This is a genomic window from Paraglaciecola polaris LMG 21857, assembly GCF_000315055.1.
Classification (GTDB): Bacteria; Pseudomonadota; Gammaproteobacteria; order Enterobacterales; family Alteromonadaceae; genus Paraglaciecola; species Paraglaciecola polaris.
The window spans coordinates 220,915-234,161 of sequence record NZ_BAER01000044.1 but is presented as its reverse complement, the minus strand read 5'-3'; the positions used below and the strand labels follow the sequence as shown (position 1 = coordinate 234,161).

The following is a 13,247-nucleotide window of genomic DNA, read 5'->3' as shown; positions in this document are numbered from 1 at the left end:
TACACACAAATGTCGTTACATTAGATTTTTCTAATATAATAAATCATTAGCTTCCCCTCTGCTTATCAGTTATTGCAAAAGAGGTTGTGCGCCGAGTGAACTTAGCTGAAATGCCCCGTTGTTTTGGGCAAATATCAATGCATTATCAGCGTCAGCTAGATTATTGCATAAGCTGCGTAGCTGATTAATATCCAGTAATGTCACTTGACGACGTTGAACGTGAATCAAGCCCTGCTGCTGCATATTGGTCAGTAAGCGACTAATGGTTTCAATCGCCATGCCTAAATAATTAGCAATATCGATACGTGTCATACTCAAGGTTAATTGGTGACTCGATAAACCACGATGGGTTAAGCGAGTTGATAAATCGAGTAAGAATGCCGCCAAACGCTGGGTTGACGTCATACAATGGAAGCTCATGGTTTGCTGTTGCTGATGTATCAAGCTGTTGCTCATGTTGCCCAGCAACTGTTGACGACCCATTTCAGATTGCGCCAACAAGGCATTCACTGAGGTTAAACTGATATAACACACGCTGCTTGTTTCAAGAAATGTCACAGTATGGGCATGTTGACGCTGAGCAAAGCCATCAATGCCAATGAGATCGCCGGGGAAACAAAATTCGACGATTTGTTCCTGTGCGTCCACTGAGGTAATACAAGCCTTAGCTGAACCTGAGCGCATAATATACAAAGCATTAAATGCATCACCCGCACCGTAAAGGTTATCGCCTTTATGGTAAATTTTGTGCGTTAACACAGGATTGTTAGCGGTAAATCCATTTGACTCGGTTTTTTCTGTGCAGTTTCTTGATAGAGCACAATGTTCGCACGTAGGACTTTGTTTAAACTGAGTTTGGGTCATACTGAATTCCTTACAAGCAAATGGCTTTAATAGAAAAGGATTTTAAGTTATCTATTCAATTTTACCTCGCACCGAACATGTTTTGATATTCGGTGTTATGCGTATAATATTGCGGAAAATACCTATAGCATGTCGTTATCGGTTGCACCAAACCAAAAAAGTGTTATGACACCACAAGCAAATCAAGACGCAAAAGCTAAACTAACTGCATTATTAGATGCCGCCGTAGATGGGATCATTATTATTGATCACCTCGGCCATATAGAATTATTCAACAGTGCAGCAGAAACCTTGTTTGGTTATGCCAGTGACGAAGTCATAGGGCAGAATATCAATAAGCTGATGCCCCAGCCGTACCGTGAGCAACATGACGGTTACCTGCGCAATTACGCGTCCACGTTGCAAGCCAAAATTATCGGCATTGGGCGTGAAGTCAAAGCCCGTAAGAAAAACGGCGATATCTTCCCCATCGATCTTTCTGTTGGTGACGTTAAAAATGCCAGCCATAAACAATTTGTCGGTATTATTCGAGACATAACAGATAAGGTACAAGCCAGAAACGATGCGATCGAACAACGGGAACGCCTTGCCCATGTCACTCGTTTGAGCACCATGGGCGAGATGGCCGCGGGTATCGCTCACGAAGTTAACCAGCCGCTTACAGCGGTCAGTGCTTACGCGCAAAGCTGTATTAATTTGTTAAGGCAGTCCAATGACCAAGACAGTCAATTGTACCAAACGCTGACCATCACCTTAGACAAAATCAATCAACAGGCCATACGCGCCAGCGACGTTATTCAACGTTTGCGGGGGTTTATGCAAAAAGGCACTAGCCATAGAGAAGCGGTCACTGTCAGTAAACTCATATATGACACCCTGAGCATGGCGCAAATTGATACTCGGTTGCTAGAGCATGGGGTGACACTGGACATTCCTCCCGATGTCGGCGAACAGTTAGTGCATGTCGATGCCGTTCAAGTGCAGCAAGTATTGCTAAACCTGCTGCGAAATGGGGTTGATGCTATGGAGCAACATACTGAATCTCCTTTGCAAGTAAAGGCATGTTGGCACGATAGTCAGTATATCGAGGTGTCTGTTATTGACAGCGGTACAGGCATAAAACCTCAAGACGTAGCTCAGTTGTTTACCCCCTTTTTTACTACTAAAAGCAGCGGCATGGGTATGGGCCTGTCCATTAGTCAGTCCATTGTTTTGTCACACCAGGGGCGGTTATGGTACGAACCTGGCTTATCTACTGGCAGTGTATTTAGTTTTACCTTACCAGCCTACATAGCCGAACATGGCAATCCTTTATAACCGGTTATCATTGAATTTTTATGGACGATACACACACTTTCTACACCCCAACGGTTTATGTCATCGATGACGATGACGCAGTCCGGGATTCCATCGGTATGTTGCTTAACTCTGTGTCGTTGAACACTGAGTTATTTGCTGCTCCAGATGCATTTATCCAAGCATTCCAACCTGCCGAATTAGTTAACTTGCAAGGTTGTATACTGTTGGACATTCGTATGCCAGGTATGAGCGGCTTAGAATGTCAAAAATGGTTGTTAACACACCAATGCCACTTACCCATTGTTTTTATTACCGGCCACGGTGATGTGCCAATGGCTGTGCAAGCGATGAAAGATGGCGCTGTAGAGTTTTTGCAAAAGCCCTTTCACGAGCAAACGCTGATCGATAGTATTCATAATGCGCTGCAAATTGACCAACAACGTTGCATTCATTATGAACAACAAGCTCGCGTAAACGAGCGGGTTGCACAACTTACCCCTAGAGAACAAGAAGTGCTAAAACGCGTTGTCGCAGGGAATTCCAATAAAGTCATTGCTGGTGAGCTTAACCTAAGTCAACGTACAATCGAGATCCATCGTGCCGCTGTTATGGGAAAAATGCATGTCTCATCTGTGGCTGAGTTGGTTACGTTGATGACCATGCTTGAAGTCACGTGACCGATAATCAATACGTCAGATGCATATTTTTAGTCATGCATGATATTGTCTTGATTTGGCTGACCAGCTTGTTCCCAAGGGGACAGTTTACGGTTTTTCTCCAGCATGGTTGACGTCACTAACACTACGCCATTCGGACTGATTCTAAAGCCCCTAGCGCGGTCTAACGCGTGATCGAGACCAATTTTTGTACCGCTAGGAATACAGCAGCCTTGCGCAATAATTGCCCGGTGAATATGAACATCCCTTCCCACTTCCACATTCGGTAAAATAACCGATTCGGTGATCGTGCTATATGAATGCACATGTACATCAAAAAATAATAGTGAGCGATCTATGGTTGCGCCGGAAATTATGCAGCCCCCTGACACCATAGAGTCTGTTGCACTTCCTCGGCGATTATTGTTATTGAACACAAATTTTGCTGGTGGCGACTGCTTTTGATATGTCCATATGGGCCAAGAGTTGTCGTAAATGTCTAACTTGGGTGTCACTTCGATGAGATCAATATTCGCCTGCCAGAATGAATCTAAGGTTCCAACGTCTTTCCAATAAGGTCGCAATTGTGTCACGGGATCTCGAAAGCGAAATGTGTGAACTTCACAGTTTGCAATACATTGGGGCACAATGTCATTGCCAAAGTCATGTTTTGAGTCCAACGCATCAGCATCTTTTTGTAATTCATTAATTAGAAAATCCGTATTGAACACGTATATGCCCATTGAAGCGAGTGCCATTGATGGATCGCCTGGCAGTGTGCTTGGTACTGCGGGCTTTTCACGAAAGGTTATCACGCGTCCATTTTCATTCACTTGCATCACCCCAAACGCATTCGCCGCTTCGTTGACGGGTACTTCTATCCCGCCAATTGTTAAATCAGCGCCACTTTGTACGTGTTGCGCCAACATATCGGCATAATCCATTTTATAAATATGATCACCTGCCAATACCAAAACATATTTGGGTTTTTGTTCTTTGATAAAAGCGATGTTTTGAAATAACGCATCGGCGGTGCCTTGATACCAATTAGATGAACATTGTTGCGTTGCAGGTAATAATTCCACAAATTCACCCATGTCACGATTTAAGTGGCTCCAGCCTTGAGATAAGTGGCGCAACAGAGAATGTGCCTTATATTGGGTAACAATACCGATTTGCTTGATACCTGAATTAACACAATTGGAAAGCGAGAAGTCGATAACGCGAAATTTACCACCAAAATGTAAGGCTGGCTTGGATTGATCCTCTGTCAATTCACATAAGCGAGTGCCTTTCCCCCCTGCGAGCACCAGTGCCAATGTATCTTTAGTTAACTGACTGACATACCGAGATGTTGCGATGACCATGCATTAACCTCCATTCAATTAGGTAAAACAAACCTTCTATCGGGCAATGAAGTCAATCTTCATATGCCAATGCCCGCTCGTGGTTATTTACTGCAGTTGAACTTAAATTTGCGATAAAAAATCGCTTTTGAGAATAAAATATCTCTCTGAGAAAATAATATTAAAGTCAGTATATAGAAGATAAATTTATTTACCCGAGTTCAATCACTATTCAGCGCCATTTTTTAGCAACGACAATCCCCAATATAGCGCTATGTTATTGCTGTCACTTAATAATTTTTTAGCCTAAAGTAGCAGAGATTAATTATAAAAAAGGATTAGACTCAATTAAAGTTTGGCGTTGTAGTAAGGGCGTAATCATGAAAAAGGCAATAACCTGTTTTAGCATATTAGCGGTGTTAAGTTGTTCAACTTTCGCTGGACAGCATAATAAACATCGCGTGTCAGTTAAACAAATTAGCCATCAACTCAATCAACAATTTCCGTTCACTTTGGACTTTAAAGGTATAAAAGCGGCATTTGCCGAACCAAAACTTATTTTGGATGTGCTGGAACAAAATGTTTCTGTTGAAGTATCTATGCTCACGCAAAGTGATGGCAGTTGGGTAAAAGTACCCTGTAAGTTGACCGGACAGATAGTATTCGACCCCGTCGACAAACATCTGGTGTTAGACAACTTATTATTTGACGATCCCACTAATGCTCATCAGCTTTTCGGTGATTCAGCACCTTTGATATCGGCAATTAAGCGCACAATTGTTAATCATTTACCCGACTTAACATTGGTCGACTTCACTTTATCTAACACGCCTTTTAGTACTGCATCCACCCGTGGTTTATTGATCCAGTCTCGTCATGTGCAGCTTAGTTACTGATTAGCCTGTTTACTGGCAAATAGGTTGCGATTGTTACATTTGATATACCGAGAGAGTCAATATTTTGAACATTGAACGGATCATTAGACATAAAATTAGGCGCTGCTATCTCGTCTATTTCGTGATGACTCTAAGTTTACTGGCGATACCTTGGCTGTATACCTACTCAAGCGCTGAAAAGCGTGCGGCGGCACAACAATTCATACAAATTGCCAATCAACAATCTACCTTAGTGCGCAGCATTGCATTAAACCTTTACCGTTCTGGGAATCCAATAGCCGAGATTAAAACACAAACATTAAAACGCCAAACAATCGTTTTAATGAATCAATTTAATGATAATCACACCTACCTCGTTCACAGTGATTTACCGCGTACGGTTTATCAAGGCGGCAATAACTCCTTACATGACTTGTTTAGCGGGGATAAAACCAATATTGATACACTCACATCTACATTTTTTGCCTTTGCAAAACAGACTTTAGAATCGACCCAAGAGAGAAATGCACAGCAAGAGTCAGTGTTGCCTACTACCTATTTCGCGCTGACTGATCGCCTAGAAAAAGCCGAAGTGCAATTTCAGCAAAACTTAGCGCAAAGCAATCGTCATATGGTCAATGTGAGTATTTTTGCCAGCATCTTCAGCCTCATTGTCTTTATTATGACGATCATCGCCCTTATTTACCCGATTGAAAAATTGCTCCTTAGGATCATTGCTAAATTCGCTGACAACAGTAAACGAACGTACCAAGTGAACCGTGAAGCGCATTTGGCGATCAAAGCCAAATCACAGTTTTTATCGAATATGAGCCACGAGCTTCGTTCCCCTATTAGCGGTATGTTTGGCATGTTAGAACTTGCTCAACAAGAGCCTGATAGTGCAAAACAAAATGTCTATTTACAAAAAGCCCAGAGTGCGGGTCATCAATTATTGTCTTTAGTCGATGAAATTCTTGATATTTCGCGCATTGAGGCGAAAGTGCTGACGTTTGAAAACATAGACTTCGAACTGATTAAAGTATTGGATACGGTAATTGCCCCCATTACAGCCAGCGCAGAGAAAAAAGGCTTAGAGTTTTCGTTTTGCACGTCCACGTCGCTACCAGACTTTGTTAAGGGCGACCCTCTTCGACTATCTCAAGCGTTGCAAAATGTAGTCAATAACGCGATTAAATTTACCGAAAAAGGCGGGGTTTCGATCAATGTCAAACTGGACATAGTAAACCGAAAATATCAATTAAATATATTTGTCAGTGACACGGGTATCGGGATCGCTACAGAGGATCACAGTCGAGTTTTCGAGAAGTTTACTCAAGTAACTAAAGGGGAAAACAACAACGTCAGTGGAACGGGCTTAGGATTAACAATTGCTAAAGAATTTGCCGAAGGTCTGGGCGGAACACTTACGCTAAACAGTGCAATTGGCAAAGGCAGTACCTTTAAATTGTCTGTTCCCCTTGGAAAAAGTACCCAAAAAGCGCAGTTGACCTATGACGACGCCGCACATATCGCACAAGCCAAATTTGCGGTCATCGACGATTTAGAAACCAGCCGTTTGTATATCGCTAACATTCTACAAAATGACGGTTTCGAGGTTGACGTATTTGAATCTGCCTCCAAATTTCTATTGAAAAAAGATGCGGTACTGGATTACGCAGGACTAATTATCGACATTCATATGCCAGGTTTTAATGGTTATGAATTGGCTGAGACGATTCACGCTATGTTTGATAACAGTGCCCCACCCTTTATCTTTATCTCTGCGTCACCAGAGTCCATTAACCATACTCAGCTTAAATTTGTCGACATGTGGCAGGGATTTGCTAAACCCATGGACAAAAACCGCTTTATTGATTCGATTCGCATTCTGGCCCGCAAAAACATCTTAAAAACTGAAGCCTTTGTACCCGCTAGAGTTTTACTGGTTGAGGATGAGCCAATTAACGCAGAAGTAGTGAAAACCATGCTGGAACGTAATGGCCATACTGTAGAACTCGCCGATACAGGCACAATGGCGCTGCATCTTGCAACGACTAAAGAATTTAATCTTATTCTGATGGATATCAATTTACCGGATATGAGTGGTATCGAAACCACCCGTAGTATTAAGGCTCGAGGTGTGGAAACGGAAATAGTCGCACTGACGGGCAATGCGTACGAAGAGGATAAATTAAGGACCAAAGAAGCAGGAATGGCATATCACTTAGTCAAGCCTGTGATGTTTCACGAATTAAATAACGTCATCAAGTTAGCTCTGCGAGCGCCATCGTAAGCTAACAACAATGTAGATTAACGATTGTTTTATAGCCAGTTGGTTAGTTTAACCCCAATGCCTAATCGCTCGGTATGCTGGTTATAATAAATTAAGCTCTCTCCATAACCATTAAAATACTCTACGTAGCCCCGCAAGTGGCGCGTAATAGGGAAGGTCCAGCCGAGCTGAATGGCACCGCGGTTATCACTTCTAAAGTTATTACGCAGCAGTAGTTCCAAGCTGTGGTTGTCAGAAAAGCTCCAGAGTGCGCCAAGTTCTCCATACCCCATATAACGTTCAATAAAGGGATTATCGTCTCCCTCTGGATCGTCTAGGCTAACCTTGTCATCTTCAGGTATCCGCCACCAAGTACGTAACCCCCAGGTCACATTCGCATTTTGAGCAAAAACCACGCCTCCAATGATGCGATTCCAGCTGCGTGACAGCTCTCCAGTCTGGCCGTTGGACTGATGATTGAGTGAAATGTAAGTTTGGTCTATTGGTAGTCCGAGTATTGTCCAAGGGCGGCTATAATTAAAAATGATCTCAGGCTCGTAATTTGTTTCCCTAAAGGGGGCTGATATTTCACCGTTATAGGCTTGCCAATAACTCGCCACCGTAAATGCAACTTGTACATCTAAGCCGTCCCACATTAAATCCTCAACCGCTAGGTACTTTAACGAAATCTGAAATTTAGCTTCTGTATCTTGGTACTTCTCAGCTTTGGGATCACTGCCGTATGGCCGTTTACTGATGTTGGCAAATGTAACAGGTAATAAATAGTTGGGTTTGTGGGGCAATAATGCAAAGGGATTAAGTGACGCCCTATGTTCCAGTCGATCACGTTTACGTAATCGGTTATCGTTGTCTTGTGCGCAAATTAACCGTAACTCGCCCAGCGTAACGTCATCAGACGACAATTCCATTTGTTTGAGCAAACACTGCTCGATGGTTTTCTCTCCTGAACCTAATTGCTGCGCGGCACCTGCCGCCGTCGTAAACGCAAGTGCACAAGATAACGAATAATTTATGAGTGATTGCACATGAAATACCTGTGGTAAATTGAACGAATTAACAACATTTTTCATACGACCGCCGTCATGTCTTCTCGGCAAGAGATATACACTGATGGTTATTGTGCCATAAAAAAGGCACTCATATGAGTGCCTTAGCTGAAGAAATGTTACTGATCTTAAGGTTTAAAATACCGTAAAAACTCTTTGATCGCTTACTTGGTCACAGCAATTTTAACCGTGGCGGTAACGTGGGCTTCAATACGACGGTTTTTCTTATTCGCTTCACGGGTATTGGCTTTATCCAACAGTTTAGTTTCACCATAACCTACGGCTTCTAAACGCTCCCCGTTGATACCGTGCTGGTCAATCAAATATTGGCGCACTGCTTTAGCACGTTCAACTGACAACTGCATATTGTATTCGTCCGTACCCGGCGCCGAGGCATAACCTTCTATAACAGCATTTGTGGTACCGTAGCGGCGCATAAACGCGACGAATTCATCTACGCTTTCCACATCAATGTTGGTTAACAAACTTGAGTTGTTATCAAACAAAATCTTCAATGACATAGTCAATGACTCGTCAGTAAAAACACTACAACCTTTAACATCAACTTTATCGTTGATTGGTGTGTTAGCACATTGATCTTGACCATCAACCACGCCGTCATTGTCGCTGTCCATGGCTTTTAGTGTACAGCCGTCTACATCCACTGCTGTGCCGTAAGGCGTGTTTGGGCATAAATCACGTTGGTCAATGACACCATCATTATCTGAGTCTTTCGTTACACCTTTTGAAGCAGTTTTCCCAAAACTATAGGCTAAACCTAATTTAGCGCTGTACTCAGGGTTACCTTGCCCGAAGTCATAATATCCTGCTAGCTCAGTGACGACTTTCCATTTGTCGTTTATGTGCCAATGCGCACCCAAACCTAAATCCGCCATGCGATAGCTTTCATCTAAGCGTTGATTCTTCAAACCAGCAAAAATATAGTAGTTACTTTGTTCAATAAAATATAAAGCATCCACACCGATACGCTCACCTGTGATGTTGCCACTGCCACGTTCCGCGTCTAGGTCTAATTTGGCAAATTCAAATCGGAAACCCCAACTAGGATTCAGTTTCATGCCAATTTCTGCACCCCAGCCTAAACCACTATCATATGCGGTATTTGGCTCAAATTTTTCAGGGTACACAGAATAATGCTCAGCAAAAATAGCACCCCATATTTCTTTTTCATTTGCTTCTTGTGCATTGGCGTAAGCGCCAATAAACGCAAACGATATCGCAAGAGCTAGTGTGTGTGTTTTCATTTTTATATTCCTTTAAATCATTCTAATGTTTATGTTGTTTGCCCACGCTGAACGCTGAACGCAGAAAACAATAAAGTGAGCAATTTAATCAATAGACGATGCGTGTTTTAAAATAGTCACAGCGTCGCAATCTATTTTTTACCGGGTATAAATTTTTTAAATGGAACCAATACGCCAATCGCAATCCCGATTAATAGTGTGCTGAGGATAAGAAGCAAACGTGGCATCGCAAAATCCCAGAATAAGAAGCTGACGTGATCTAGCTGCATATTTTGCAGTACAAATATCCCGAACAAAACACCCAAGGTTAGGTAGATATATCGCTTTAAGTTCATAGATTAACTCCTATTATAAAATGCGCATTTCCACGCACGACCAGTGTATTTACATAACGTTGCTTTAATGAATAGACGTAAGGCGTATTGAAAAAGTCACAATTGATTTTGGACTAATGGAAAGTTTGATGTGGGGTGTTGCAGGCTAAATAACGGCGTCGGACTTTACTTTATCAAGGGCACGATAATACCGCATTTTAGTTGCACTTAGCGCTAAGCCCAATTGCAAACTTATTTCTTCAAATGAACATTCTAATACCGCTTTCATTACAACAATCTCTCGATCAACGGGGTCAAGATTGGCTAACATTTGCTCTGTCGCCCCAAGATCTAGCTCTTCTCCAGTTTCGGGTTCGTCTTGATTCAATAAGTGGCTAATGTCGTCCACGCGCTTCTTTTCTCGTAATACATCCATGGCGGTATTACGAGCAATAGTGACGACCCAAGGAAAGAATTTATCGTGTTCTTTTAGTTGCTCTAATTTATGCCAAGCGGTCATAAACGTGTCTTGTAAAACATCATCCACTAAAGACGGGTTGTATAAGACTTTCGCTGCAATATATGCTGCGATTTTAGCTTGGTATCGGCCATACAATTTAGCAAACGCCAACGATGCATCACCCCGGCGTTGCAAGGTACGTTTGACTAATTGAATATCCGTTAAATGCTGCAAATGATTCGGCCCATGCATTATTGCTAATGTATGGTTAGGCCATCTAGAAAGGATTTATTATCAATCACTTTAAGGCTCTCATCTTGGGTTCGAATAATCGTTACTACCGCAGTAATTTCCACCACATCCCCTTTAATGCCATCCTTGGTGGTCACGGTATCGCCGACCTTTACCGTGTCGGATATGTATAAGGAATAAATAATATTTTTCGAGGCTTCTCGGCTGCCTAAACCTAAAGAAATAGCCGTAGCAACACCCAGCGTGCCCAACGCTATCGCGATAATGGTATCCAGCAATACTGTGTTGATATCCAATTGATTGATGGTCAATGACAAGGTCAGAATCGCCACCAAGCCATAAGATGCTTTAGACAGGGGCCGGGCAAAATCGAAATCGGCCGCTTTGGCTGCATTGAAAATAGCATTTTTGATTAAGTTTGCAGCCGCGAGGCCAAAAAGTAGAATAAGAGTAGCGGCAATGATTTTAGGAATAAAACGCAGAAACTGATCCATTGTTTCGCCTAACTGAGATAAACCAAGAGAGTCCGCAGCGGTCACAATAAAAACCAGAAAGGTGATCCAAAACACTAACATAGCTAAGGTACTCGATACTGATACCTGGCTACCGAATTTGGATAACTGCTGATCGATCCCAGTTGCTTGGGCTAACTTATCTAAGCCAACTTTTTTAAGCACAGCGAAAACGGCAAACCTTAACACCCGCGATATAAAGTAACCGACCAACAATATGATAAATGCGGCAAATAAAGATGGCAGGAACGCGGCAATTTCCGCTAATAACGTGGTAAGCGAACTGGAAACCGCTTCAAACCAAATACTGATATTTTCTTTCATTGGGATTTAACCTTTTTCTTTAATAATTTTTTACTGTGACTCATCATCAAGGGTGCAAATAAGGTCAGTAGCATAGAAAACACGCCATGCACGCCATGCACGCCAAGGCGGACTATTTCTTTCGATTTATCTTGTTTAGTCACTTTTGCTGCCAGTGCTTCAGGCTCAGGAAGCACCTGATTGGCTAAGATATCCTCAGCAAGTTTTCGTTCAAGTTCTTGATAATATTCATTATTCACGTATTTACTCCTACTGGAAATAACCTGTTGGTGCTGGTATTCATCTAAGTGGGTATAATCTTGAGCTTATGTCCTTAGTTACTGGACGAACAAAACGTCTGAAAAGTCACATTACACCACTAATTTTTATCGGCGTTATCGGCACCGCGAATAGCAATAAAGAAAAACACATATTGTGTGACTTTATGGCCTGCAGACTCGTCAACCTTATGCACTGCTGGTCATATCTAAAACATGCCGGTGCTTGAATATATAATAATATTAGGAGCTTAGCTCTTAACACACGAGAAATAACATGACTGTAGATATATTGATTTGGTTGGGTATCGCGTTTTGTGTCACCCAGTCGGCTATTTTTTCTGGCTTAAATTTAGCGTTTTTCAGCTTGAGCCGCTTGCAATTAGATGTTGAAGCCAAACAAGGCAACACGAACGCATCGGTGATCCTGTCCATGCGAGAAGACTCTAATTTTTTGTTATCAACGATATTATGGGGCAACGTATCCATAAACGTTTTACTCACTTTACTGTCCGATTCTGTCCTAGCAGGCATGTATTCGTTTATGTTTTCCACTATCGTTATCACTTTTTTGGGTGAAATTTTTCCCCAAGCTTATTTTTCACGCAATGCATTACAAGTGGCATCTAAGCTCACGCCTATCATTCGATTCTACCAAGTACTGTTATTCATAGTCGCCAAACCAACGGCGTTGATTTTAGATGGCTGGTTAGGCCGTGAAGGTATCACCTATTTTCGTGAAAAAGAGTTAACCGCCATTATAAACGCGCACATAGATGCCGACGAAACCGATGTTGAGCACGTACAAGGTGTCGGTGCACTTAACTTTTTGCAGATCGATAACATCACAGTAAACGAAGAAGGCGAAGTGATTGATCCAAAAAGCATGCTGACCATGCCTTGTAAACTTGATTTACCCCTATTGCCGGAACAAGGAAGTGAAGGGTTTGCTGATTTTGTTAATGCGGTCAACGCATCAGGTCATAAATGGGTTTTGTTATTAGACGAGCAGCGTAACCCATTACTGATGTTGGACGCCGATGGGTTTATTCGCGCCACCTTAGTGGATAACATTCCTTGTGATGCTTATAAATTTTGTCATCGACCGCTTATCATTGAAGATAAAAACTGCACCTTGGGTGATGCGATGCAACGGCTGAAAATCACTCAAGATATTGATGTCAGTTCTGATGAAGTGCTGCATGCTGATGTCATAGTGGTGTGGTCTTCTGAATTACCCCGCCTTATTACCGGAGCTGATATTTTGGGTCGATTACTAAAAGGCATTGGCCGTCCGTCTACTGGGATAGTATTGGATACCGCCATGACACTAGAAACGAACACAGCGGTGTAATCGTTCTATCTCATAGTAAATGATGTTTGTTTGCACCAGGGTTAGGTTGAATTTTCCTAATCTAATCACTGGTTTAACTAACCGGCTGTTCCTCTCACCTTTTTAGCAACTAGGAATCAAGATACAATCG

The 13,247-nt window shown here is 42.3% G+C and carries 13 protein-coding genes; 5 read left to right on the top strand and 8 right to left on the bottom strand.

The features are described 5' to 3' along the window. Positions 1–69 precede the first annotated feature (69 nt). Positions 70–864: a helix-turn-helix domain-containing protein gene (locus GPLA_RS09300; RefSeq protein ID WP_007104630.1), complete on the bottom strand. Its 795-nt coding sequence runs from the start codon at positions 862–864 to the stop codon at positions 70–72. 129 nt (positions 865–993) lie between these two features. On the opposite strand from GPLA_RS09300, the gene GPLA_RS09295 reads away from it, so the two are divergent. Then, positions 994–2,181 (top strand): two-component system sensor histidine kinase NtrB, encoded by a 1,188-nt coding sequence (locus GPLA_RS09295; RefSeq protein ID WP_007104629.1) that lies wholly within the window; start codon positions 994–996, stop codon positions 2,179–2,181. Positions 2,182–2,201: 20 nt separating this feature from the next. Then, positions 2,202–2,840, top strand: a complete 639-nt coding sequence (locus GPLA_RS09290; protein WP_007104628.1) for a response regulator transcription factor — start codon at positions 2,202–2,204, stop codon at positions 2,838–2,840. 29 nt (positions 2,841–2,869) lie between these two features. Here GPLA_RS09290 and glgC read toward each other — a convergent pair whose 3' ends face one another. Then, a complete protein-coding gene (glgC, locus tag GPLA_RS09285) occupies positions 2,870–4,186 on the bottom strand; it encodes a glucose-1-phosphate adenylyltransferase (protein WP_007104627.1) in 1,317 nt (438 codons plus the stop codon). A gap of 359 nt (positions 4,187–4,545) precedes the next feature. Here glgC and GPLA_RS09280 point away from each other — a divergent pair, with 359 nt between their 5' ends. Beyond that, the gene (locus GPLA_RS09280; protein WP_007104626.1) at positions 4,546–5,061 is read left to right on the top strand and encodes a hypothetical protein; all 516 of its coding nucleotides are present in this window, start codon (positions 4,546–4,548) and stop codon (positions 5,059–5,061) included. Between the two features lie 124 nt (positions 5,062–5,185). Continuing rightward, positions 5,186–7,333, top strand: coding sequence for a response regulator (locus GPLA_RS09275; protein WP_007104625.1), 2,148 nt, complete (start codon positions 5,186–5,188; stop codon positions 7,331–7,333). 29 nt (positions 7,334–7,362) lie between these two features. On the opposite strand, the gene GPLA_RS09270 is transcribed toward GPLA_RS09275, so the two are convergent. The 6 genes from GPLA_RS09270 to GPLA_RS09245 form a co-directional block, all read right to left on the bottom strand. After that, entirely contained in the window at positions 7,363–8,253 is an 891-nt protein-coding gene (locus GPLA_RS09270; RefSeq protein WP_040514314.1) for a phospholipase A, read from the bottom strand. 290 nt (positions 8,254–8,543) lie between these two features. Beyond that, complete coding sequence (locus GPLA_RS09265; protein WP_007104623.1) at positions 8,544–9,644, bottom strand: OmpA family protein; 1,101 nt, start codon at positions 9,642–9,644, stop codon at positions 8,544–8,546. 131 nt (positions 9,645–9,775) lie between these two features. Further along, positions 9,776–9,979, bottom strand: a complete 204-nt coding sequence (locus GPLA_RS09260) for a DUF1049 domain-containing protein (RefSeq protein WP_007104622.1) — start codon at positions 9,977–9,979, stop codon at positions 9,776–9,778. Between the two features lie 145 nt (positions 9,980–10,124). Then, positions 10,125–10,652, bottom strand: coding sequence for an RNA polymerase sigma factor (locus GPLA_RS09255; RefSeq protein WP_040514312.1), 528 nt, complete (start codon positions 10,650–10,652; stop codon positions 10,125–10,127). Between the two features lie 23 nt (positions 10,653–10,675). Then, complete coding sequence (locus GPLA_RS09250; RefSeq protein ID WP_007104620.1) at positions 10,676–11,506, bottom strand: mechanosensitive ion channel family protein; 831 nt, start codon at positions 11,504–11,506, stop codon at positions 10,676–10,678. Next, positions 11,503–11,745, bottom strand: a complete 243-nt coding sequence (locus tag GPLA_RS09245) for a hypothetical protein (RefSeq protein WP_007104619.1) — start codon at positions 11,743–11,745, stop codon at positions 11,503–11,505. The genes GPLA_RS09250 and GPLA_RS09245 overlap by 4 nt, the downstream gene beginning before the upstream one ends. Positions 11,746–12,040: 295 nt before the next feature. On the opposite strand from GPLA_RS09245, the gene GPLA_RS09240 reads away from it, so the two are divergent. Next, complete coding sequence (locus GPLA_RS09240) at positions 12,041–13,117, top strand: DUF21 domain-containing protein (protein WP_007104618.1); 1,077 nt, start codon at positions 12,041–12,043, stop codon at positions 13,115–13,117. Positions 13,118–13,247 lie beyond the last annotated feature (130 nt).

Excerpts from the sequence above, each read along its gene's own strand:
- GPLA_RS09300 (WP_007104630.1), bottom strand. The coding sequence starts at position 864 with ATGACCCAAACTCAGTTTAAACAAAGTCCTACGTGCGAACATTGTGCT.
- GPLA_RS09295 (WP_007104629.1), top strand. The coding sequence starts at position 994 with ATGTCGTTATCGGTTGCACCAAACCAAAAAAGTGTTATGACACCACAA.
- GPLA_RS09290 (WP_007104628.1), top strand. The coding sequence starts at position 2,202 with ATGGACGATACACACACTTTCTACACCCCAACGGTTTATGTCATCGAT.
- glgC (WP_007104627.1), bottom strand. The coding sequence starts at position 4,186 with ATGGTCATCGCAACATCTCGGTATGTCAGTCAGTTAACTAAAGATACA.
- GPLA_RS09280 (WP_007104626.1), top strand. The coding sequence starts at position 4,546 with ATGAAAAAGGCAATAACCTGTTTTAGCATATTAGCGGTGTTAAGTTGT.
- GPLA_RS09275 (WP_007104625.1), top strand. The coding sequence starts at position 5,186 with ATGACTCTAAGTTTACTGGCGATACCTTGGCTGTATACCTACTCAAGC.
- GPLA_RS09265 (WP_007104623.1), bottom strand. The coding sequence starts at position 9,644 with ATGAAAACACACACACTAGCTCTTGCGATATCGTTTGCGTTTATTGGC.
- GPLA_RS09260 (WP_007104622.1), bottom strand. The coding sequence starts at position 9,979 with ATGAACTTAAAGCGATATATCTACCTAACCTTGGGTGTTTTGTTCGGG.
- GPLA_RS09250 (WP_007104620.1), bottom strand. The coding sequence starts at position 11,506 with ATGAAAGAAAATATCAGTATTTGGTTTGAAGCGGTTTCCAGTTCGCTT.
- GPLA_RS09240 (WP_007104618.1), top strand. The coding sequence starts at position 12,041 with ATGACTGTAGATATATTGATTTGGTTGGGTATCGCGTTTTGTGTCACC.